Raw genomic sequence first — 21,509 nt, forward strand, 5'->3', positions numbered from 1 at the left:
GGATTGCGCAAGCGCTTGGATTTTGAATACAAGCTTAGGAAGCTATCCTCAACAAACCTTGCAAGCTGGTCAGAATGGCATTGGCATCGTAGGGCTTGCGCGTTATCGGCACATGCTGCAGGTGCTCGGGAATACTGATGCCGTCGCCATAACCGGTGGCAAACAGGAATGGAATCTGCCGCCGCACCAACTCATCGGCCACCGATATGGAGGTGCCGGTGCCCAGGTTTACATCCAGGATGGCGGCATCCGGTGCGCGGTCAGCCAGCAGCCGTATGGCCTCATCCTCGGAGCTGGCAGTGATCACGTCCTTGATCTGCGCATCATTGAGAATCTGCTCCAGGCCAACGGCGATCACCAGTTGGTCCTCAAGGATCAATATGCGCAAGCTTGCCCGTGCGGCAAAGGCATCGGCGGCCTGCGCGATCGGCGCAGCGATGCCGGCAGGCTCGGCTGTTTCGGCCACGGAGAGGTGCTTGGCCGGGATTCTGAACAGCCCTTGCAAGCCCTCGGGGTGATAGTCCACTGCGCTGGTGCCGCCAAGGTCGAACGGGATGCTGCGGTCGATCAGCACCGAGCCGAAGCCAGTGCGGCTGGGCGGGCGTACCGTCGGGCCGCCGCATTCACGCCAGGTAATGGCGCAGGCGCCGCTTGCTTCAATGCTCCAGCCTACGCAAAGCGTGCCGCCGGCCCGCGACAGCGCGCCGTACTTGGCGGCATTGGTGGCCAATTCGTGCAGCACCAGGGCCATGACCGAATAAGCGCGGGCATCCAGAATCACGTTCGGGCCTTGCAGTTCGATCACGCCAGCGGCAGTGCGGTAGGGCAATAGCTCGGCCTCCAGCAGTTTGGCCAGGCGCCCGCCACCGTCCCCTCGTACCACCTGGTCGTGGGCGAGGGACAGTGCCTGGATGCGGCCTTTCAATGTTGCCACGTAGTCGTGCAGGGTCTGGCTTTCCGAAGTCGGGTGGGCAACCAGCGCGCCGATCAGCGAGAGGATGTTCTTGACCCGGTGGTTGAGCTCTTCGTTGAGGATGCGCTGGCGCACTTCTGCCTTGGCGCGTTCGCTGGCCAGCAGTTCGCTGTTGTACAGCACCACTTCGACGATGGCGGTGCGGATGGCATCGCCAAACTGGCGGTCCTGCTCGGACCACGGCAGCGATTGCTGTTGAACGGTTTCTTTCCAGAGGGCGAAGCTTTTGCGCGGTGTCAGGCGGTCGCCCAGCGCGCCACTGTCGTAGGTCTTGCTCGGGTCCCCGGCCCAGTCGAGCGTCTCGACCACCTCCTTGCGGAAAAAGATCAGGTAATCCCTGGGGTGCTGCGACATCGGAATGATCAGCACGCCAGACACGTCGGTGAAGTACGCCTTGGCTGCCGGCAGTACCGTCGACAGGCGGTTGGACGCCCAGGTGCGGCCGTCGCTGACAATGTCGGCCAGGCGCAGCAGATCAGGCACGGCCGACTTCGGTGGGGCCAGCCCGACGGACGCCCAGCGGCCCTGCAGTGACATGCCGATGCCGTCGCAGGGGATCAGCGCCATCAGCCGGGGCAGGCGGGCATGGAAGAACCCGTCGATGTCAGCGGCCTGGTTGGCGTCACGCAGCAGGCTGTCCAGCGCTTTGTGCACCTGCACGGCGGCTTCAAGCTTTTGCCGGCTGCGCAGGGTTTCGATATGCAGCGAAAAGAACTCGCCAAACATTTCCGCCGCTACCCGCAGCCCCATGGCCAGCGTGCGCGGTGCATAGTGGTGGCAGGCGATCAGCCCCCACAACTCGCCGTCGACGATCACCGAAATCGACATCGAGGCGCCCACGCCCATGTTGTTCAGGTATTCATAGTGAATAGGCGAGACGCTGCGCAGGTGCGCGTAGGAGAGGTCAAGCGGCTCGCCGGAGAGGTCGAGCACCGGGTCGAGGGGCACCGTCTTGAACTGGGCATCGGAAATCACCCGGATCGGGTTGCGCAAGTACAGCGCGCGCGCTTGCTGGGGGATATCGGAGGCCGGGAAGTACTGGCCCATGAAACTTTCCAGGTCGCTGCGTTTGGCCTCTGCGACTACTTTGCCGGCGCCGTCCGCACCCAACTGGTAGATCATCACCCGGTCGTAACCGAGCACGGCGCGGATAAACCGCGCAGCGTCGCGGAACAGCTTGCCGGTCTTGTCGATTTCACGCAGTTGGGCGATCAGTGTACGGGCCAGTTCGACGGGCTCGGCGATGTTGGCGCCTGCGGGTTCGAATTCGAGGATCGCCGTGCCTTTGAACAGGTGGGCGGCGACATCGAAGGCCTGGCCGTTGGGCAGCTTGACGCCGAAGCTGAGCGCGGGCCGTGAGGCCTCCCGGGTGCGGGCCAGCGCGTTGCGCAGGGTATGGGCGACCTCATCTCCCAACACCGCCTGCAGCTTCAGGCCATTGATATCGCCGGTTACGCCTAGCATTTGCGGGGTGTTGACCGAATGCCGCAAGACCACTGTCGCCGATGCATCGCAGGCCAGCAGGCAGCCATGGGGCTGAATGCTACCGGGGATCTGGATCGGCTCCCGGTCGCAGTTGGTCAGGTTTATTGGGGTATCGGAGGTCATCGGCCGTGCCTGTAAGGGGGGAAGAGGCTGCCAGCAGGCGGCCATCGTCCGACAGACTAGCAGGCCTTGCCTGCCTTGTGCCTACACAGAACTATCCCCGCGGTCATCAGAGAACCCCAGCTCACGGATGAACATCGAGAACAGCTCCGGGTGCGACGAGATGTTCAGTTTCGCGTACAGGTGGCGCCGGTGCACCTTGATGGTTTCCGGTGAGATGCCCAGCCGTTGCGCCATGGCTTTTGACGAGTAACCACGCAGGATCAGCCGGGCAATTTCCAGCTCACGCTCGGACAGCAAGCCTTGGCCGAACCTGGCCAGGGCATCGCCAACTGGTGGCTGCACCGGCAGCGATTGGCCGCTGCGGGCCCAGTGTTGCTGGAGCAGGGCCAGCACCCAGGCGCTGACCAGGTTCAGCTTGCCCAGCTCTGCTGCGTCGAAGGCACGACGCATGCCCAGCGACAGCGACAGCACACCGGCAGGCAACTGCAGCAGAAACTGCACTTCATCCACCAGCACATGGTCCTGGAAGTAGTTCTGGTAATAGTCGGTTTGCCAGAAATGGTCCGGCGCCACTTCCTCGAGGTGATAGCAACCACTGGCCAGGCCTTCGCGGGCGGCCTGGTAGAACGGGTCGAGCAGGTACAAGCCGTCGAGGTACAACTCGCCGGCCACGGGTGCCGGTGCGGCGTCGTATTCCTCCAGCACGTGCGGTGCGCCCTGGGCCGGAAAGTGAATCGCCAGGGCGTTGTCGAACGGTACCCAATGCCGCAGTACCAGGATCAGCTGGCGCCAGAAGCGCGGGCTGCCGATGTGCTCGATCGCCCGGGCCAAGGCGGTGTGGCCGGCAACTTCATGAAAGAGAATGTCCACGACAGCATCCTTGGAAGGGGTAGAGCAAGCAGGGGCTGCAACGCAGCCCTGGGGCATTGGCGCCTGATTCACCGCCGCTGTCAACCGGGGGTACCCCTTAGTGGGAATTGTCCGGCCAGCTACCGCCGCATAGATTCCATACCCATCAAGCGGGCCGTCGAGCCCGCCACGCTTCGCTTCCTGGTTCTGCCTCCTGACACCAACAATAACGTGAGGATGAACAAATGACGTCCAGTAGTGCACCCGCTCCAGAACTCAAACCCACACTCAGCGTCGCTGATGTAGTTGCCATTACCGTTTCTTCGGTCACCCCCGCAAGTTCGGTGTTCGTCATCGCGCCCTTTGCCATCGCCCAGGCCGGCACCGGGGTCATATGGGCCTTCATGCTCGGCGGTGTGCTGGCGCTGATGTTCGCGCTCTGCTATGCCGAACTGGGCCGTGCACACAGTGCGGCAGGGGGTGAATACGTGTTTGCCAAGCGGGTGTTTGGCGGCATGGCCGGCTATGCCACCTTTCTAACCGTGCTGGCAATGCTGGTGTTCATTCCACCGGTACTGGCCACCGGGGCCGCCACTTACCTGAACGCGGCGCTGGGCACCCAGCTTGACGGGCAGACAGTCGCCTTGGTGATCGTGGCCCTGGGTTACCTGCTGGGCATCCTCAACATCAAGCTGAACGCGTGGGTCACCGGCATCTGCCTGCTGCTTGAAGTGGCGGCGTTGATGGTGATCGTGGTGCTGGGCTTCGGTCACGCCCAGCAACCGGTCAGCAGCCTGGTCAGCCCGTTGGTACTCGATAACGGCCTACTGCACGCGGCGCCCTGGGCGCTGGTGGTGGGTGCGATTGGCACCGCGCTGTTCTCGTTCAACGGTTATGGCGGCGCCGTGCTGCTGGCTGAAGACATGAAGTGCGGCGGGCGCGGCATTCCCAAAGCCGTGTTGTGGTCACTGGTACTGGTGGTGGCCATCGAGGTGATCCCGCTGGTGGCGCTGCTGATCGGCGCGCCCTCGCTGGAAGCGATGCTGGCCAGCCCCGATCCGATTGGCTACCTGCTGACCGTGCATGGCAACGAAACCCTGTCGCGCCTGGTAAGCGCCGGGATCTTCCTTTCGGTATTCAACGCCATCATCGCCCTGGTGATCCAGAGTGGGCGGGTGATCTACAGCAGCGGGCGCGACGCGTTGTGGATGCCGACCCTGAACCGTGCGTTTACCCGGATCCACCCCAAGTGGGAGTCGCCGTGGCTGGCCACACTGTTCCTTGCTGTGCCGTCTGCGGCACTGACCTTCAGTTCCAACCTGGCGGAGCTCACGTCATTCACCGTGCTGCTGATCCTCTGCGTGTACCTGGTGGTGGGCTTGTGTGCACTGTTCAGCCGGGTAGTGCGCCGTGACCATGAACACCCGTACCGCATGCCACTGTGGCCGCTGCCGGCACTGGGGGCGGTGATCGGTGCCGGGTACCTGCTGACGACCTTGCTGAGCACGGCTTCGGCGCGGGACATATTCATCATCGTTGGCATTCTGCTTACCTCGGTGTTGCTGTACGGCACCTATGGCAAGTTGAGCCCAGCCTTTCAGAAACTTTGAGCGAGAGACAAGATGCGAGCACGCGATTTTGGTATCACGCTGGGCCTTGGCCAGCCCGGCCCACACAACGCCATTACCGATGTACCGGGGGTGCGGGTTGGTCACGCCACCCTGAATACCACCCACGCCGGCAAAGCGGTGCGCACCGGGGTCAGCATTATCGAGCCGCGAGAAGGCCCGGCGCGTTATCAGCCATGCTTTGCCGGCTGCCATGTGCTCAACGGCAATGGCGATGCCACCGGCCTTGAGTGGGTTCGGGAAGCGGGCCTGCTGACCACCGCCATTGCCACCACCAACACCCACAGTGTCGGCATAGTGCGCGATGCGCTGATTGCCCATGAGCACGCGAACCTGGCTGATGCTTCGACCTACTGGTGCATGCCGGTGGTGATGGAAACGTATGACGGCGTGCTGAACGACATCTGGGGCCAGCATGTAAATGCCGACCTGGTCCAGCAGGCGTTGGGCGCAGCCGGCAGCGGGCCAGTGGGCGAGGGTGCGGTTGGCGGGGGTACCGGCATGATCTGCCATGAATTCAAGGGCGGCATCGGGACGGCGTCGCGGGAGCTGTCGGCCGGGGAGGGAAGCTGGACGGTAGGTGCTTTTGTCCAGGCCAACCATGGCCAGCGTCGTGAGTTGCGGGTGGATGGTTACCCGGTGGGCCGGGTGTTGCTCGATCTGCCTTCGCCCTTTGATCAGCAGGGCACCCCGGGCATGGGCTCGATCGTGGTAGTGCTGGCCACCGATGCACCGTTGCTGCCGCACCAGTGCCAGCGCCTGGCGCAACGGGCGGCGCTGGGCATTGCCCGCACAGGGGGCGGTACCGATGACTCCAGCGGCGATATCTTCCTGGCGTTTTCGACCGGTAACACCGGGCTGGCGCCGGCCGACTACAACCGCCGCGACCTGCCAACGACGGCGCAGGTGGCGATGGTCAACAACGACCATATCTCGCCGTTGTTCGCAGCCGCAGCCGAGGCGGTGGAGGAGGCCATCGTCAATGCGATCCTGGCGGGGCGCACGATGCTGGCTGACGACGGGCGCGAAGTGCCAGGCCTTGAGGGTGAGCGCTTGCTCACGGCGCTCAAGCAAATGGGCTGGCAGGCCCAAAGCTGACGCGGTCAATGTAGGAGCGGCTTTAGCCGCGAAGCATCCAACGCGGTGCATGGCACCGGCTGCGCCGCTGTTCGCGGCTAAAGCCGCCTACGGCGAAGGCGGCCTATGCCGCCTTTCGCCTGTGGAGAACATATGTACTCCATTCGACAGGCGCTTGATGGCAAGCCGCAATAAATGGTCTCATCCCGCGCTTGAGCCTACTGGTATTGAACGATGAATCACCCCCTGTTTGTTTCCCTCGATGGCCCCAAGGGCACCGGCAAGACCACACTGCTGGAGGCCGTGACTCAAGCACTGAGGCTGGACGGGCACAAGGTGGTCCGCCTTTGCGAGAGAAACAACGACCCCTACCGCAGCGAAACCATGGTGTTGGTCAACAGGCTCGCCAGAAACCCCTGCCAGGCGCTGGAATACCAGGTCTGCGAACGGTTCGCAGAAAGCCGTGCCTGGATTTCTCGCAAGGTACTGCCCAGGCAGCCCGCAGACAGCATCATCCTGATCGATCGCTGGTACCCCTCTGACGCAGCATTTCGCCGTAGCGTGCCGTTTGCGCAGATCTTGCAATTGAACCTTGAGCGCGGCGTGCAAGTGCCAGACCTGCATGTCGGTGTGGTCACCGCCCCTGAAATCTCATGGGCACGGGCTGCGGCGCGCAACCGCGGGCTGGGCAGTACGGTGATTCACAGCCTGGATGAACAGGTTGCCTGCACTGCAGCATTCGAGCGGGCGGTTGCCGAGCATGGCTGGGTGCTGTGCCGAAATGAAGGCACTGTCGACCAGGCAAAGCGGCAGGTGGTTGGCGAGATACAGGCAGTACTGCGCAACGCGTGAGTGCTGTTACCGAACGCTTTCCTGATCGTTCCATCGCGCAGTCAGCAGGTCGATGAAAACCCGTATTGCCGCCGGCACATACATGCTGTTGCGATACAGCGCATGAATCGGTTGCCGTGCGAAGTGGCCAGGGTCAATCACACTGACGAGTTCACCCCGGGCGATGGCATCGTCAACCAGCCAGCCCGGCAGCAGCGCGACACCAAGCCCGCGCAAGGCCATGGCCAGTAACGCCTCGGCGCTATCAGCCTGCAAGCGGGGCTGGCGCTCGAAGCGGCTGGCTTCTGCCTTGGCCCCTTCGGCACTCGGCCAGGGCAGTACCCTTTGGGCGTTGAACCGGCAATTGAGTTTCTGCCTGGGCGTCACGGCGGTCAGCCTGGTGTTCGGCTTGCTGTCTTCGCAAATCGGGGCACGGCAGGCCTATCAGAGTACATTCATGCTGGTGGGGGGCTTGCAGGCAACCTGCCTGGTCGCCCTGATCTGGCTGCGGATTCGCCCACCCACCAAAGCAAAGGAACTTCATGGACCGTTATCTGAAAGAAGTCATTGACCTGCATGTCTTGATCGAGGCGCAGTTTGCCCGCGCTGAGGGCACTGTTGCAGCCATGCTCGAGCGCTTTCACCGTGATTTTAAAATGGTCACACCTGGCGGTGCCCAGATCGGCCTTGCCGAGGTCGCGTCGCTGTTTGCCCAACGCGCAGGCGCTCAGCCCGGTCTGAGCATTGAGCTCAACGGGCTGGAAACCCTCGCGCACTGGCCAGACGGTGCCGTGGTGCGCTATCGCGAGAAGCACCATTTGCCGAGGCAACAAGCGAAGACGCGGCTGTCGACCGCCGTATTCACAGTTGAAGAGGGGCGCCCCCTGTGGCGCTATTTCGGGCCAATTATTCCTGTGCCTTTGGCGCGCGCCCCCTGGGTGCATGGCTTGAGATTGATGAAGAGCAGTGGCGCAGCCGATATCAAATGGAACAAACAAGGCGGGCGCGGGAGATCTCACAGAAGAAACTGGCCCGAAACAGATGTGGGAGCGGCCTTGTGCCGCGAAGCGCCGCGCGGGCGGCGCTCGATCGCATAAGCGATGCTGAAAGCCCGCCGAACACCTCGCCTTTTCTTAACTGACTGGCATTAGGGCACGCCAGCTCCCACAATGGTCGCACTGGCTTGATAGGTTGCGCAGGGCCGTTGCGGCTGCTCAAGCACCCTGACGGTCGATGTCCCGGCGCAGTACCACCGAGGTGGTAATGTCATCCACCGATTCGTGCCGTGCCACGCTGTCACGTACCTGGTTGAGGTCGTCGATAGTGCGCGTTTCTACCTCAACGACCAGGTCGAGCTGCCCGCTCACCGAGGAAACCCGCCGCACGCGCGCATCGGTGGCCAGTTGGTCGAGCAGCCCCATGGCCGGTGTGCGCTGCAACGTCACCAGCAAGATCGCACGTATCACGTTGGCGTCTATTTCGCCGATGTCGGCGCGGTAACCGCGAATGATCCCGCTGCGCTCAAGGTTGGCTACGCGCTCGGTCGTGGCGCTTCTGGAAAGGCCGATGCGGCCAGCCAGCGCCTTGAGCGCGATGCGCGCGTCCTTCGAGAGTACTTCAAGAATTTCACGATCTTTTGCGTCCAGGTCACGCATTGCACCACCCAATAAGCCCGCCGTCTTTATGCCGGTCAGAACCGGCATAATGCCTGTTGATCCCGACCGTATGCAGGGTGTCGGTTTCGGTGGTGCATGACAAGCTATTGAAAAAAACAAATTGCTCGCTCGGAACGTGATGATATGACAGACCTTTCCCACCCGGCACCTCGGTTTTCGGCAAGCGATGCTGAGGGCCTCGCAAAAGACTTCTTCAATGTCACCGGCAAGGCAACGCCCCTGGATGGCGAGCGTGACCGCAACTACCGGCTGGAAACCGGCACAGATGCGGGCTGGATCCTGAAAATTGTCAACGCCAGTGAACCCCAGGTAGAAAGCGCGTTTCAAACCGCGCTGCTCGAGCACCTGGCGGTGCAGGTTGCGCACCTGGGCGTGCCGCACCTGCGGGCCAGCGTCGCGGGGGGCTACCTGCCAACGGTGGCCAGCACCGCGGGTGAGCAGCACGCCTTGCGCATGGTCAGCTGGCTACCGGGCACTCCGCTCGCCGAGGCCCGGCGCAGCTTTGCATTGATGAGCAACTTCGGCCGGGCGCTGGGGGAGCTTGACCGTGCCCTGCAGGGCTTCATGCACCCGGGTGCTGTACGCGAACTGGACTGGGACCTGCGCCATGCCGCACGCTCCCGTTCGCGCCTGCACTTTATCAAGAGCCCGGAGCGTCGGGCGATTGCCGAGCGTTTCATTACCCGCTTCGAACAGGCCGTACAGCCAAGGCTGGCCGCGCTCCGCGCCCAGGTGATCCACAACGATGCCAACGACTGGAACATTCTGGTCGATGCCGAAACCACCAGCACCGTGACCGGATTCATCGACTTCGGCGATGCCGTGCACACCGTACTGATTGCCGAGGTCGCGATTGCCAGTGCGTATGCCATCCTCGACATGGACGACCCGATCGGCGCGGCTGCCGCGCTGGTGGCCGGTTTCCATGAAACGTACCCGCTGCAGGCACAAGAGCTGGATGTGCTGTTCGACCTGATCGCCATGCGCCTGGTTATCAGCGTCACGTTCTCTGCTTCCCGCCAGGATCAGACCGACGACAACCCCTACCTGGCCATCAGCGAGGCGCCTGCCTGGCGCCTGCTGGAGCAACTGGATGCGATGAACCCACGGCTGGCCACTGGCATTCTGCGCAAGGCCTGTGGTTTTGATGCCATCGACGGCGCCGGCGATGTCCGTCGCTGGATCGCCGCCAATCACACAACCTTTGCCGACCTGGTGCGCCCGTCAGCGGCCATCCTGAACAAGGTTATCGCACCGTTTGGCGACGCCAGCCATGAGATGACCATTGCCTCCGCCCAGCAGCGCCCGGCCGACGCAACCCGCTGGTGGAACGAATACTCGGCTGCGCACAACGTGCCGTTGGCCATCGGGCCATGGGGTGAACTGCGCACCATCTACACCGACAGCGCCTTCGAGTCGCGTTTTATCAAGGGGCAACGGCGCACCCTGCATGTAGGGGTGGACCTGGTGATGCCTGCCGGTACGCCGCTGTACGCACCCGTCGCCGGCACCGTCAAAAGCGTCGAGGTCGAGCCCGATCCACTGGGTTACGGTGGCCTGGTGATGATCGAGCATACGCCGCCAGGTTGCCCGCCGTTCCTGACCCTGTGGGGGCACATGGCCCATGAGGCGCTCACCCGCCTGCAGGCGGGCGACACGCTTGAAGCCGGCGACCTGGTCGGCTACATGGGCGCAGACCACGAAAACGGCGGCTGGATTCCGCACCTGCACCTGCAGATGACCACCGATACCGGGCTGACCGCCAGCGAGGTAATTGGCGTAGGTGAGCCGGAGTACCGCGACGTGTGGGCGGACCTGTTCCCGGATGCCTCGGCACTGGCCGGTATCCCGCCAGAAACCTACGACCAGCAGGGCCTGACCAAGGCCCGGATCATTGCCAAACGCAAGGAACTGTTGCTGCCGAACCTGTCCATTTCCTACACCGACCCGATCAAGTTCGTACGGGGCGATGGCGTGTGGCTGATCGACAACTTCGGGCGAGCCTACCTGGACTGCTTCAACAACGTCTGCCACCTGGGCCACAGTCACCCCGACGTGGTTGAAGCCCTGACACACCAGGCTGCGTTGCTCAACACCAATACCCGTTACCTGCACGACAACATCGTCGAATACGCCGAGCGCTTGACCGGCACGCTGCCAGAGGGCCTTTGCGTAGCGTCGTTCGGTTGTTCGGGCAGTGAAGCCAACAGCCTGATGCTGCGCATGGCGCGCAACTACACCGGCAGTGACCAGGCGATCGTGCTGGACTGGGCTTACCACGGCACCACCCAGGAGCTCATCGACCTCAGCCCTTACAAGTACAAGCGCAAAGCCGGCAAGGGCAGGGCGGCGCACGTTTACGAGGCCGTGGTCCCTGAGAGCTACTACGCCCCCGAGGACTGGCCGCTGGACGAGCACGGCAAGCGCTTTGCCGAGTCGGTGGCAGAGCAGCTGGCTGCCATGCGCAAGGCCGGCAAGCGCCCCGGGTTCTTCCTCGCCGAGTCGATCCCCAGCGTGGCGGGGCAGGTGTTTTTGCCCGAGCAATACCTCAAGGAGGTGTACGCCATGGTGCGGGCAGAAGGCGGGCTGTGCCTGGCCGATGAAGTGCAGGTCGGCTTTGGCCGCGTCGGTAGCCATTGGTGGGCCTTCGAGACCCAGGGCGTGGTGCCGGATGCGGTCAGCATGGGCAAGCCGATCGGTAACGGCCACCCGATGTCGGCGGTGGTGACCACCCGTGAGGTTGCCGATGCCTTTAACAATGGCATGGAGTACTTCAACACGTTCGCCGGCAACCCGGTGTCGTGCGCGGTAGGTCTGGCGGTACTCGATGCAATCGAGCGCGACCAGTTGAAAGAGAACGCCTTGAACGTTGGTAACTACCTGCTTGAGGGGTTCCGCAAGCTGCAGCAGCAGTTCGAGGTAATTGGCGATGTGCGCGGGTTGGGCCTGTTCCTCGGCATCGTGCTGGTCACTGACCGCAAAACCAAAGCCCCGGCCACGGCCCTGGCCAGGAAAGTGGCGGATGGCGCCAGAGAGCGCGGCGTGCTGATTGGCACCGAAGGGCCGCATGACAACGTACTGAAAATGCGCCCATCGATGATTTTCAGCCGGGCCAATGCCGATTTCTTGCTGGAAGTGCTGAAGGACAGCTTCACCGCCGCGCTGAAGTAGCGAAGAACACAGTGGTGGCCGTGTGGCCGCAACTGCCTTGCTCTGTTTGCGCTGGCCTCATCGCCGGCAAGCCAGCTCCCACAGGTATAGTGTTAACTCGAAGCCAGCGCAGTCTCTGTGGGAGCTGGCTTGCCGGCGATGGGTTGCGAAGCAGCCCCGGCACTGTGTTAACTAGAAGCCAGCGCAGTCCCTGTGGGAGCTGGCTTGCCGGCGATGGGTTGCGAAGCAGCCCCGGCACTGTGTTAACTAGAAGCCAGCGCAGTCTCTGTAGGAGCTGGCTTGCCGGCGATGGGCTGCAAAGCAGCCCCGGCACTGTGTTAACTAGAAGCCAGCGCAGTCCCTGTGGGAGCTGGCTTGCCGGCGATGGGCTGCGAAGCAGCCCCGGCACTTTCACGGGCTGGCACTATGTCTTCTGCCTGTCGATATCCCGCCGCAACACCACCGCCGTAGTAATGTCATCTACCGAATCATGACTGGCCACGGCATCACGTACCCGGTTCAAGTCATCAATCGTTCGCGCCTCAACCTCGATCACCAGGTCAAGTTGCCCGCTGACCGATGAAACCCGTTTTACCTGGGCGTTCTGTGCCAGCAGGTCAAGCAGCCCCAGTGCCGGTGTGCGCTTGAGTGAAACCAGGATGATCGCCCGTATGATATTGGCATCGATTTCATCTCGCCGGCGAGGTGGCCGACCAGATCGTGTTCATGGATGGCGGGGTGGTGGTGGAGCAGGGGGCACCGGGTGCAATTCTGAGTAATCCAGTGCAGGATCGCACCCGGGCTTTTCTTAAGAAGCATCTGCAGAGTGGCAGCAGTGCAATGGCCGTGCACGCGTTAAGAGGTTTGTAAATCCAGGATGCACTCCATGGCACCGCTCTGTAGCGTTCGCTGTTTTCGCAGCACGACGTCAAGCGCCCGATCAACGGGCAATACAGGCACGCCGCTGCCGAGAAAGACGGGAATGGTGGTGATGAACAATTGTTGCAGTTCGCCAGCTTCGGCAAACCCTGCCGCGGTTTGGCCGCCACCTACCAGCCAGACGCTCTTGCCTTTGGCTGCGTTTCTGGCCTTGGCGGCGATGGCGCTGGCATCCCCGCTTACCAGGGTAATATCGAGGTCGGCAGGAAGCGTCAGGTGGCGCTTGGTCACAACGAACGCGGGCACATCGCGGTAGGGCCAGTCATCAGGTGAGTTCGAGAGGATCCACTCAAAGGTCCGCGAGCCCATGACCCGCGCCGACCGTCTGATAGAAATCATCGTAGGCTGTTGCGTCATTTCCAAGGGTGAAGTTCTCCAGCCAGTCAAGCGTGTGTTGTTGCGTGGCAATGTAACCATCCAGGGTGGCAGCTACGTAGTACACCAGCTTTGACATGTAATTTCCTCGTAATCATCCAGGTAGGGTTTGAACCCTCAATCAAGCGCCGTTGGGCAAACTGGGGCGGTGATGGGGGCGCACTTACGCGGATAGGTGAAGATCATGCCGTTGCCCGTGGGCAGGGGCTTCACCTGCGCCTACGTGCTGAACCTGCGCGCAAAGCCACAGCCTTTTGTAGACAAGACTGTGGCCTTGTTTTTCAGGTTCTCAGGCGATCAGCCCTGCACGGCTACCACGGACATTTCCACCAGCAGGCTCGGCTTGAACATGGCCGCTTCAACGCAAGCGCGAGCCGGGGCGTGACCTTCTGCCACCCAGGCTTCCCAGACTTCGTTGAGCCCGGCGAAGTCGTTGATGATGTCCTTGAGGTAGATGGTGACCGACAGGATCTTCGACTTGTCGCTGCCGGCTTCAGCCAGCAGCGCATCGATATTGGCCAGGGTTTCGGCGGTTTGCGTGCGGATATCGGCTTCATGGTTGTTGGCCAGCTGGCCGGCCAGATAGACGACACCGTTATGGATCACGGTGTTGCTTAGGCGCTTGTTGCTGTGCAGACGCTGGATAGCCATGGTTGCGGGTTACCTTGTGGTTGTTGTCGTGATGAATGCGAAGCTCGAAAGTGTATCGAGAGGCAGCCAGTTGAATTAGCTGATTGAAGGCAGGATTTTGGCTATTAATGGCGGCAAAACAACGTGTTCCGTGAGGCTTGAGGTTCTGTAGTAATGCACCAGCTCTTGCTCTTTAGACAACAATGGCGCAATGGGCAGGGGCCCTGTGGGGGCCCCCGCGATTTCAGAAGTTATAGGTCAGCCGCCCGAAGTAGTAGCCCCCAGTGAACCCATACGGTGAATAGGCCCCATAGCCCTTGGTCATGGTCTTGCTGCTCGGTGCCTGGCGCTCGGGGTACACGTCGAACAGGTTGCGGGCGCCTATTGCCAGCTCCAGGTCCTTGGTCAGCTGGTAACCCACATCCAGGTCGGTGATCCAGCGTGCCTTGTACTCACGGTCCAGCGAACGGTCATTGGCGGCGTTCACCTCGCGCCATGAGCCGTAGCGGGTCAGCCCCAGGTTAATCCGGTAGCGGTCCAGCCGCCAGTTGCCACCGAGGATCAGCTTGGTGTGCGGCTGTACATCGGTAAGGAAGTTGCGCGCCTGGCGGTTCATCAGTTCGTAGGAGGTGCCGAGGATGTTCACGCTGTCCTTGTAGGCGAGGATCTCGGTGTCGTTCCAGTTGAAAGCTGCTGTCCATTTGACGGTACCGGCGCTGCCCAGGTCCTGGTCGTAGCTGCCCACCAGGTCCAGGCCCTTGGTGCGGGTGTCGGCGCCGTTGGTGAAGTACTGGCCGCCCGAGGTCGAATCGATGCCGTTGGCCAGCAGGGTCTGGGTTACCTCTGATCCGAGCAGGGTGCCAGTGAGGGTGATGCGGTCACGCACGTTGATCAGGTAGGCGTCGGCGGTGAAGGCCAGGCGCTCGCTGGGCTGCCAGGTCAGTCCGAGGCTGTAGTTGGTCGACTTCTCCGGCTTCAGGGGTTCGGCGCCCAAGGCCTGGGCAGCGGCCGAGTCCACCGGCAGCACGCCGTAGTTGATCGACTGGTACACGCCATCGACCACGCCGTAGGTGGTTGAGCGGGCGCTGAACAGGCTGTTGGCCAGTGATGGCGCGCGGAAGCCGTTGCTCACCGTGGCCCGCACCGCCAGTTCCGGGGTCAGCTCGTAGCGGGTGGTCAGCTTGCCGCTGCGGGTGGCGCCGATGCCACGGTCGTAGTGCTCGTAGCGCAGGGCCGCGCCCCAGTACCATTGCGGCAGCGGGTTGAAACCGACATCCACGTAGCCGGCGTAACTGTTGCGGCTGGCGCTGTCGGCCTCGGCCGGGGAAATGCCGTTGGTGACCTGGGCGCCGGATGCGGCGCAGTTGCCGGGCGCCGCGCAGTAACCGCCGTCTGCCCAGCTGGCCCAGTCGCCGGCCTTTACCTGGTAGGTGTCGCGCCGCTGCTCCAGGCCCCAGGAGAAGTCCAGTGGCCTGGCCAGCCCCACCTCGAAGTTGCGGTGCAGGTCGAGGTTGCTGGTCAGCTGCGAACTGACCCAGGTGCCGGATTCGAAATGGTTGGGCGTGGCTTCGCCCAACGACGGGTTCTGGTTGTTCCAGGTACCCTGTTCGGCCTGGTTGCGCCCGTAGGTGCTGGACAGGTCCCAGTCCCAGTCACCGGCCAGGCCCTTGGCACCGACCGCAGCTTGGTAGTCGTATTCCTCGATGTACCAGGTGGGCGTGTAGCCGGACGGGCGCCCGTTGGGGCCGGTGGTGATGGTGTTGACGATGGTCGGCAGGCGGAAGTTCTGGCCTTGCTCGGCCTTGCGGTACGACCAGGTGCTGAACGAATACAGAGTGAGGTCGTCTTCCAGCGGCAGCTCGGCGTTGTAGCCCAGGGTCAGCAGGTTGATCTTCGGCGTGCCATAGCCGCCGTAGGTGACCTTGCCGGCACGGTCCAGCGCTTCGGCCTGGCTGTAGCCGTTGGCGCTGGCCTTGTTGTCGTCGTTCTGGCTACGGGCGTCGAGGGCCAGCTGAAGGATACCGTCGCGGCCGATCTCGAAGCCTTTGTTCAGGCTTTGCTGCACGGTCTGTTTCTTGCCGTCGTAACCCTGGCCGGCGGTGGTCACTGCAGTGCCGCTGGTGTCGGCCTTGAGGATCACGTTGATCACCCCGGCGATGGCGTCGGAGCCATACTGGGCCGCGGCCCCGTCACGCAGCACTTCGACATGGTCGATGGCGCTGATCGGGATCAGGTCGAGGTCGCTGGGCGCCGCGCCGGCGTTGATGCCGCTGATGTTCAGGGTGGCGCTGGTGTGGCGGCGCTTGCCGTTTACCAGCACCAGCACCTGGGCCGCGTTGAGCCCGCGCAGGCTGGGTGCGCGGGCCATGCCGCTGGCGTCCCAGCCGGTTTTTTCCGGTAGGGTCAGCGACGGTACGCTGGCACTGAGGGCTTCCATCAGGCCGGGTTTGCCGGTTTCCTGCAGCTGCTTGGCGCTGATCACGTCGATGGGCACCGGGCTGGTGGTGACGGTGCGCTTTTCGCTGCCACGGTTGCCGGTGACGATCACCGTGCCGAGGGCCTGGGCGGCGGCTTCTTCGGCCAAGGTCGGGGCGGGATGCAGCGCGGCGACCAAGGCCACGCTGAAAAAGGGGGCAGCTTTAAAAGCTTGCTTCATGCACGCAGTTCCTTGTCTGGCAGGGCGGGCGCGCTCACGGCGCCTTGGCCGCGATCGCGTCGATTTCCACCAGAGCGCCCGGCAGTGGCAGCGCCACCACCTGGATAGCGGTGCGGGTCGGCGTGCGGGGTTGTTCTGCGGTGGCGAAGAACTCGGTGTAGGCCGCTTGCAGCCCGGCGAAATCGAGGGCACCGCCGTTGGCCGGGTCGCCCACCAGGAATACCCGCAACTGGACGATGTCGCCCAGGTCCAGGCCCTGGCTGCGTAATGCCGTGCGCAGTTTGTTCAGCACCGAGCGGGTCTGGGTTTCGGTGTTGCCCAGGGCGGCAATGCTACCTTTGGGCGCCTTGGGGTCGGCCACGTCCGGGAGGGTGCCGCTGACGAAGGTCAGCTGGCTGCCGGCCGGAACCGTAACAAGCTGCGAGATGGGGAAGTTCGAGCCAGGTGGCGCGACCCGTTTGATGCCGTCGGCGTGGGCGTTCAGGGTCAGCGACATGAGTGCTCCGGCAAGCAGAAGAAGACGAGGCATGGCAGGGTTCCTTGCAGGTCAGGCGGCAGCGCCGCGAGGGGACTGGCTGGCATGGCGGGCAATCAGGCCCACCACCCGGCGGGCGGATTCGGCAGCACTGTTCTGCCAGATACCGACCCCGCCATGGGCGAGGGCGTCGCTGGCCAGCCAGGTGCGGCCCTGGGGTTGGTTGAGCACGTCGTAGCCCGGTTGGGCGACCTCGTCGTGGACGATCCACGGCGCTTCGCTGTACGGGATCTTCGACCAGTTCACCACCACCGGCCGGCCCAGCTTGTGGCTGTGGCCGGGGTGCAGCGACTCCACCGCCTGGCGCGACGAGGCAATTTGCGCCTCCAGCGATTTGCCCGCGAACTGCTGGGCCACGGCGCCGGTGTTGTAGGTGGCCACCAGCACGCCCTGGGCACTGTTCAGGTGGTCGCTGGGGTACCACAGGGTGCGCGCCTCGTGGTTGATGTAGCTGAGCCCGCCGTAAATCTGGAAGTCTGTCTCCCAAAAGCGCGGTGACTGCCAGGCCACCTTGTTGGCTTTGTCGCCCTCGGCGCTGGCGATGGCTTGCCTGAACGGCGCGTTGAAGTTGTTTGGCAGCTTCGCCAGCAGTGGCAGGGGCAGGGTGACGATGGCGTAGTCGGCCAGCTCCACGTGTTGCTTGCCGCTGTTGCGGTCGCGCCACACCACCTTGGCGCCTTGCTCGCCGGTCTCCACGCCAAGCACTTCGGCGCCCAGGCGCACGCTGTCCTTGACCTGGCGGTAGAACGCCTTGGGGATCTGGTCCATGCCGCCGACCGGCTGGAACATGGTCGAGGAAAATTCGGGAATCTCATCGAACACCAGCGGCAGCAGCAAGTTGCTGTCCAGCAGTTGGTCCAGCGGCACCGGCTGGCGCTGGATCGGCGTCTGGTCGCCGGCACCGGCAAAGCGCGTATAGCCGGCGCGCACCGAACCGCGGTATTGCTGCTGGCTGTCGAGGTCGCCATAAACCTTGAGGAACTCCAGCAAGGCTTTGCGCTGGCCGCTGTCGAGTTCGGCATCGAGGCTGTTGCGGCTGACGCTGCGTGCCAGCAGTTCGCTGAAATGGCCGCGAGTGTCGTTGACCGCCTGGCGCAGCAGCAGTGGCGGGCGGGCGAGGTCGGGTTGGGCCAGGGCGTTGCGGCTGCTGTTGACCAGCACCTGCAGCTCCACGCCCAGCTCGCGGCAGTAGCCGAGAATGGTCAGGTGGTGGCTGGGCAGGCGTGCGGCGCCGGCGTTGAAGAAGTGGCCCGGATCGAACCCGACGGTTTGCGTGCAGCCGTCGTTGTGCTCGATGCGGTCACCGTGGCGTAGGGTCCAGACCCGGCCACCGACGCGTTCACGGGCTTCGAGTACGGTGACGGAAAAGCCGGCTTTGCGCAGTTCGTAGGCCGATACCAGGCCGGAAATACCGGCGCCGACAATCACCACGCGCTTGCCGTTGCCGCCATTGGCGGCCAGTTGCAGGGGTTCGAAGGTGGCGGCCAGGGCATTGTTGCCCAGCGCGCCCAGGGCCGCCGAATAGCCGCCAATGGCGGCGAGGCGGGCGATCAGATCTCTACGGGACAATCCCATGTCGCGTGCTCCGAGAAAGTAAGGTCCGGATGTGCGCAACGGGTGGGCTGCCCCAGTGAAGGGCTCGACGGCGGCTGGCACAAATCCATTTGCCTCCGCCATGTTGGGGTCGGTGAGTAGAACCTAATGGACTTTCATCACGCTGTGAAAGGCTGTTTTGTTCTAAGGTAAGTATGTTAATTAATAATAATAAATGAATGCCTAAATGCATAAGTATAATTTTAACGCGACTTCTGTGGGAGCCGCGCTTGCCGGCGATGGGCTGCGAAGCAGCCCCAATGCAGGCGACACCATTCTGATGGATTGTGATTGACTTGAATCCTTGGGGCCGCTGCGCGGCCCATCGCCGGCAAGCGCGGCTCCCACACCGAATGCGGCGGGCTCGCGGGTGGTGATCCCTGCGCGCAGGGGATCTCCCACAGGGACTGCGCTGGCGTGGAGTTGACACTGTACCTGTGGGAACGGCTTTAGCCGCGAAGAGGCCGGTGCGGGTCAGGCGCGCTTGGTGCTGCGGTCGGTCTCTAGCTGCGCCACGCGGGCGCGGATCAGCGGAATCAGCGCCTGCCCGTACTCCACGGCATCGCGCAACTGGTCGAAACCGCGGAACAAGAACGTGCTCACCCCCAGCTCGTAATACGCCAGTGCAGCCTCAGCCACTTGCTCCGCTGTGCCCACCAGCGAGGTGGAGTTGCCGGCGCCGCCCCCAAGGGCTGCGATCTCGGTCCAGAGGCGGGTGTCGTGCACCTTGCGCTGGCTGGCCAGCTGCACCAGGCGCTCGGATCCGATATTGCTCTTGCCGAAGTTCTTCTCGCGCCGGTTGCCCTGGCGTATGCCGATGCGCTGCTGGGCGTCGGCCAGGATGCGCTCGGCGCGGGCCCAGGCCTCCTCTTCGGTAGCCCCCAGAATCGGCCGCAACGACAGGCTGAAACGAATGTGTTTTTCCCGCCCGTAGCGGGCGGCGGCCTTGCGCACCTGGGCGATGCGCTCGCGCACCTGCTCCAGCGGCTCGCCCCACATCATGTACACGTCCGCATGCTTCGCCGCGACCTCCACCGCCGCATCCGAGGCACCAGAGAAGTAAACCGGCAACTGGCCCACCGGCTTGACCAGGGTCAGGTTGTCTTCCACCCGGTAGTGCGCGCCGTGGTGGTCGAACGGTTGCTGTTGCGTCCAGGTGTTGCGCAGCACATCCAGGTACTCGTCGGTGCGGGCGTAGCGGGCATCCTTGTCGAGGAAGTCACCGTCACGTTGCAGGTCGCCGCTGTCGCCGCCGGTAATCACATTGATCGAGGCACGGCCGCTGCTAAGCTGGTCGAGGGTGGCGAACTGGCGGGCGGCGAAGGTGGGTGCCTGGAAACCGGGGCGGTGGGCGACCAGCAGGCCGATGCGCTCGGTTAGCGCGGCAACGTAGCTGGCCAGGATCATCGAATCGGGCGCGCTGGTGTTGACCGCCAGCAAGGCTTTGTCGAAACCGCCATATTCCTGGGCCTGGGCGAAGGCCTTGATGAACGCCAGGTCAACCAATGGCCCGCGTGGGGCCTGTGACTCGCTGCTTTCCTGGGGGCCGATCAGGCCGATGAATTCGAGGCTCATGCAGTGGAACTCCTTTTCAATCGGGGGCGTGTTCAGGCGACGGCGGCTTGCTCGCGGCGCTGGGTGTTGCGATTGGTCGGTACGCTCAGGCCAAAGCTGTCGCGCAGGGTGCTGCCGGTGTATTCGCTGCGCGTCAGGCCGCGGGCCTGTAGCAGGGGCACCACCAGCTCAGTGAAGTACTGCAGGCCGTCGGGCAGCAACGAGTTGATGATGAAACCGTCGGCGGCCTCGTTCTCGAACCACGTCTGCAAGGCATCGGCCACCTGTTCCGGGGTGCCGGTGAAGTCCCGCCGTGGGCGCGAGAAGCGCAGCGCCACTGCGCGCAGGCTCAGGCCCTCGTCGCGAGCCAGTTGCTTCAGCTGGTCGGCGGTGCCCTTGTGGCTGTTGTCGCCCAGGCTGCCCAGGTCAGGGAACGGCGCATCCAGGTCATGCTGACTGAAGTCGTAGTCGTTGAACGGGCGGCCGAGCGCGACCAGGGCGTCCTCGATACTCACCAGCTCGACTGCCTGCTGGTAACGGCGCTCCACTTCCGCTTCGTCGCGGCCAACGATGGGGCGGATGCCCGGCAGGATGAACAATTCCTGGGGGTCGCGGCCATGGGTTGCGGCGCGTTGCTTGAGGTCTTGGTAGTAAGCCTGGGCATCGCTGAACGACTCGGGGCTGACGAAGATCGCATCGGCATTCTGCGCGGCGAAATTACGGCCGTCTTCCGACACGCCGGCCTGGAAGATCAGAGGTTGGCCCTGGCGCGAGCGCTGGATGTTGAGCGGGCCCTTGACCTTGAAGAACTCGCCCTGGTGGCCGAGGGTGTGCAGCTTGCCCGGATCGAAGAATTCGCCGCTCTGCTTGTTGCGGGTAAAAGCGTCGTCTTCCCACGAGTCCCACAGGCCCTGCACCACCTCGACATGTTCGCGGGCGATGCGGTAGCGCACTGCATGGGGCGGGTGCTCGGCCTTGCCGAAGTTGTCGGCGGTGCCCGACAGCCACGAGGTGACCACGTTCCAGCCGGCACGGCCGCCGCTGATCAAGTCCAGCGAGGCGAACTGGCGGGCGACCTGGAAGGGCTCGGTGTAGCTGACCGTGACCGTGGCCACCAGGCCGATATGCTCGGTGACGGCGGCCAATGCCGAGAGGATGGTCAGCGGTTCGAAGCGGTTGAGGTAATGCGGGCTGGAGCGGGCGTGAATGTGCAGGCTGTCGGCGATGAAGGCGAAATCGAACTTGGCCGCTTCGGCCAGTTGCGCCTGGTGCTTGTAGAAGCCGAAGTTGACGCTGGCGTCGGCCAGTGCCTCGGGGTGGCGCCATTCGCCCCAGCCGTGGCCAACGCCGTGGATCATGGCGCCGAGGTGAATCTGTCGCTTGCTCATCGGGAATACCTGTGGGTTACGGTCGGTGTGGACGGCCTCCGCCAGGT

17 protein-coding genes and 2 pseudogenes are annotated in these 21,509 nt (G+C 63.4%); 6 read left to right on the top strand and 13 right to left on the bottom strand.

Annotated features, from left to right (window positions below; all coding sequences use genetic code 11):
- Nucleotides 1-34: 34 nt before the first annotated feature.
- A complete protein-coding gene (locus tag ACI2KG_RS17020) occupies nucleotides 35-2,581 on the bottom strand; it encodes an HWE histidine kinase domain-containing protein (protein WP_404662651.1) in 2,547 nt (848 codons plus the stop codon).
- A gap of 81 nt (nucleotides 2,582-2,662) precedes the next feature.
- The gene (locus ACI2KG_RS17025; protein WP_404662652.1) at nucleotides 2,663-3,451 is read right to left on the bottom strand and encodes a LuxR C-terminal-related transcriptional regulator; all 789 of its coding nucleotides are present in this window, start codon (nucleotides 3,449-3,451) and stop codon (nucleotides 2,663-2,665) included.
- 224 nt (nucleotides 3,452-3,675) lie between these two features.
- Here ACI2KG_RS17025 and ACI2KG_RS17030 point away from each other — a divergent pair, with 224 nt between their 5' ends.
- The 3 genes from ACI2KG_RS17030 to ACI2KG_RS17040 all read left to right on the top strand — a co-directional run bounded on the left by ACI2KG_RS17030 (nucleotide 3,676) and on the right by ACI2KG_RS17040 (nucleotide 6,987).
- Nucleotides 3,676-5,040, top strand: coding sequence for an APC family permease (locus ACI2KG_RS17030; protein WP_404662653.1), 1,365 nt, complete (start codon nucleotides 3,676-3,678; stop codon nucleotides 5,038-5,040).
- Nucleotides 5,041-5,052: 12 nt separating this feature from the next.
- Nucleotides 5,053-6,156, top strand: a complete 1,104-nt coding sequence (locus ACI2KG_RS17035) for a P1 family peptidase (protein ID WP_404662654.1) — start codon at nucleotides 5,053-5,055, stop codon at nucleotides 6,154-6,156.
- Nucleotides 6,157-6,369: 213 nt separating this feature from the next.
- Nucleotides 6,370-6,987, top strand: coding sequence for a dTMP kinase (locus tag ACI2KG_RS17040; protein ID WP_404662655.1), 618 nt, complete (start codon nucleotides 6,370-6,372; stop codon nucleotides 6,985-6,987).
- A 6-nt stretch (nucleotides 6,988-6,993) separates the two neighbouring features.
- On the opposite strand, the gene ACI2KG_RS17045 is transcribed toward ACI2KG_RS17040, so the two are convergent.
- Complete coding sequence (locus ACI2KG_RS17045; RefSeq protein ID WP_404662656.1) at nucleotides 6,994-7,353, bottom strand: LysR substrate-binding domain-containing protein; 360 nt, start codon at nucleotides 7,351-7,353, stop codon at nucleotides 6,994-6,996.
- 155 nt (nucleotides 7,354-7,508) lie between these two features.
- Between ACI2KG_RS17045 and ACI2KG_RS17050 the strand changes: the two genes are divergently transcribed.
- Nucleotides 7,509-8,063 carry a nuclear transport factor 2 family protein gene (locus ACI2KG_RS17050; protein ID WP_404662657.1) on the top strand — a complete coding sequence of 185 codons (555 nt, stop codon included), beginning with the start codon at nucleotides 7,509-7,511 and terminating at the stop codon, nucleotides 8,061-8,063.
- A gap of 117 nt (nucleotides 8,064-8,180) precedes the next feature.
- Here the strand turns inward: ACI2KG_RS17050 and ACI2KG_RS17055 are convergent, their stop codons facing one another.
- Nucleotides 8,181-8,621, bottom strand: coding sequence for an Lrp/AsnC family transcriptional regulator (locus ACI2KG_RS17055; RefSeq protein WP_400621727.1), 441 nt, complete (start codon nucleotides 8,619-8,621; stop codon nucleotides 8,181-8,183).
- Between the two features lie 144 nt (nucleotides 8,622-8,765).
- Between ACI2KG_RS17055 and ACI2KG_RS17060 the strand changes: the two genes are divergently transcribed.
- Nucleotides 8,766-11,813 (top strand): aminotransferase class III-fold pyridoxal phosphate-dependent enzyme, encoded by a 3,048-nt coding sequence (locus ACI2KG_RS17060; RefSeq protein WP_404662658.1) that lies wholly within the window; start codon nucleotides 8,766-8,768, stop codon nucleotides 11,811-11,813.
- A gap of 403 nt (nucleotides 11,814-12,216) precedes the next feature.
- On the opposite strand, the pseudogene ACI2KG_RS17065 reads toward ACI2KG_RS17060, so the two are convergent.
- Nucleotides 12,217-12,483, bottom strand: a pseudogene (locus ACI2KG_RS17065) (Lrp/AsnC ligand binding domain-containing protein); the annotation flags it as partial.
- Between ACI2KG_RS17065 and ACI2KG_RS17070 the strand changes: the two are divergent.
- Nucleotides 12,474-12,662: pseudogene (locus tag ACI2KG_RS17070) on the top strand (hypothetical protein); the annotation flags it as partial. The pseudogenes ACI2KG_RS17065 and ACI2KG_RS17070 overlap by 10 nt on opposite strands.
- Here the strand turns inward: ACI2KG_RS17070 and ACI2KG_RS17075 are convergent.
- The 8 genes from ACI2KG_RS17075 to ACI2KG_RS17110 form a co-directional block, all read right to left on the bottom strand.
- The gene (locus ACI2KG_RS17075) at nucleotides 12,648-13,040 is read right to left on the bottom strand and encodes a dihydrofolate reductase family protein (RefSeq protein ID WP_404662659.1); all 393 of its coding nucleotides are present in this window, start codon (nucleotides 13,038-13,040) and stop codon (nucleotides 12,648-12,650) included. The pseudogene ACI2KG_RS17070 and the gene ACI2KG_RS17075 sit on opposite strands and share 15 nt — an antisense overlap.
- Entirely contained in the window at nucleotides 13,021-13,185 is a 165-nt protein-coding gene (locus tag ACI2KG_RS17080) for a hypothetical protein (RefSeq protein WP_404662660.1), read from the bottom strand. The genes ACI2KG_RS17075 and ACI2KG_RS17080 overlap by 20 nt, the downstream gene beginning before the upstream one ends.
- Nucleotides 13,186-13,403: 218 nt before the next feature.
- Nucleotides 13,404-13,757 carry a RidA family protein gene (locus tag ACI2KG_RS17085; RefSeq protein ID WP_201200837.1) on the bottom strand — a complete coding sequence of 118 codons (354 nt, stop codon included), beginning with the start codon at nucleotides 13,755-13,757 and terminating at the stop codon, nucleotides 13,404-13,406.
- Between the two features lie 223 nt (nucleotides 13,758-13,980).
- Nucleotides 13,981-16,392, bottom strand: a complete 2,412-nt coding sequence (locus tag ACI2KG_RS17090; protein ID WP_404662661.1) for a TonB-dependent receptor plug domain-containing protein — start codon at nucleotides 16,390-16,392, stop codon at nucleotides 13,981-13,983.
- 34 nt (nucleotides 16,393-16,426) lie between these two features.
- On the bottom strand, nucleotides 16,427-16,921 hold the full coding sequence (locus ACI2KG_RS17095; RefSeq protein WP_404662662.1) for a RidA family protein: 495 nt from the start codon (nucleotides 16,919-16,921) through the stop codon (nucleotides 16,427-16,429).
- Between the two features lie 18 nt (nucleotides 16,922-16,939).
- Complete coding sequence (locus ACI2KG_RS17100) at nucleotides 16,940-18,502, bottom strand: NAD(P)/FAD-dependent oxidoreductase (RefSeq protein ID WP_404662663.1); 1,563 nt, start codon at nucleotides 18,500-18,502, stop codon at nucleotides 16,940-16,942.
- A 492-nt stretch (nucleotides 18,503-18,994) separates the two neighbouring features.
- Nucleotides 18,995-20,095 (bottom strand): LLM class flavin-dependent oxidoreductase, encoded by a 1,101-nt coding sequence (locus ACI2KG_RS17105; protein ID WP_404662664.1) that lies wholly within the window; start codon nucleotides 20,093-20,095, stop codon nucleotides 18,995-18,997.
- A 32-nt stretch (nucleotides 20,096-20,127) separates the two neighbouring features.
- Complete coding sequence (locus tag ACI2KG_RS17110) at nucleotides 20,128-21,462, bottom strand: LLM class flavin-dependent oxidoreductase (protein ID WP_404662665.1); 1,335 nt, start codon at nucleotides 21,460-21,462, stop codon at nucleotides 20,128-20,130.
- Between the last annotated feature and the right edge of the window lie 47 nt (nucleotides 21,463-21,509).

It is taken from the genome of Pseudomonas sp. NPDC089407, from assembly GCF_044900445.1.
GTDB lineage: Bacteria > Pseudomonadota > Gammaproteobacteria > Pseudomonadales > Pseudomonadaceae > Aquipseudomonas.

Coding starts and splice junctions, on each gene's coding strand:
- ACI2KG_RS17020 (WP_404662651.1), bottom strand. CDS start 2,581: ATGACCTCCGATACCCCAATAAACCTGACCAACTGCGACCGGGAGCCG.
- ACI2KG_RS17030 (WP_404662653.1), top strand. CDS start 3,676: ATGACGTCCAGTAGTGCACCCGCTCCAGAACTCAAACCCACACTCAGC.
- ACI2KG_RS17035 (WP_404662654.1), top strand. CDS start 5,053: ATGCGAGCACGCGATTTTGGTATCACGCTGGGCCTTGGCCAGCCCGGC.
- ACI2KG_RS17040 (WP_404662655.1), top strand. CDS start 6,370: ATGAATCACCCCCTGTTTGTTTCCCTCGATGGCCCCAAGGGCACCGGC.
- ACI2KG_RS17050 (WP_404662657.1), top strand. CDS start 7,509: ATGGACCGTTATCTGAAAGAAGTCATTGACCTGCATGTCTTGATCGAG.
- ACI2KG_RS17055 (WP_400621727.1), bottom strand. CDS start 8,621: ATGCGTGACCTGGACGCAAAAGATCGTGAAATTCTTGAAGTACTCTCG.
- ACI2KG_RS17060 (WP_404662658.1), top strand. CDS start 8,766: ATGACAGACCTTTCCCACCCGGCACCTCGGTTTTCGGCAAGCGATGCT.
- ACI2KG_RS17075 (WP_404662659.1), bottom strand. CDS start 13,040: ATGGGCTCGCGGACCTTTGAGTGGATCCTCTCGAACTCACCTGATGAC.
- ACI2KG_RS17080 (WP_404662660.1), bottom strand. CDS start 13,185: ATGTCAAAGCTGGTGTACTACGTAGCTGCCACCCTGGATGGTTACATT.
- ACI2KG_RS17085 (WP_201200837.1), bottom strand. CDS start 13,757: ATGGCTATCCAGCGTCTGCACAGCAACAAGCGCCTAAGCAACACCGTG.
- ACI2KG_RS17090 (WP_404662661.1), bottom strand. CDS start 16,392: ATGAAGCAAGCTTTTAAAGCTGCCCCCTTTTTCAGCGTGGCCTTGGTC.
- ACI2KG_RS17095 (WP_404662662.1), bottom strand. CDS start 16,921: ATGCCTCGTCTTCTTCTGCTTGCCGGAGCACTCATGTCGCTGACCCTG.
- ACI2KG_RS17100 (WP_404662663.1), bottom strand. CDS start 18,502: ATGGGATTGTCCCGTAGAGATCTGATCGCCCGCCTCGCCGCCATTGGC.
- ACI2KG_RS17105 (WP_404662664.1), bottom strand. CDS start 20,095: ATGAGCCTCGAATTCATCGGCCTGATCGGCCCCCAGGAAAGCAGCGAG.
- ACI2KG_RS17110 (WP_404662665.1), bottom strand. CDS start 21,462: ATGAGCAAGCGACAGATTCACCTCGGCGCCATGATCCACGGCGTTGGC.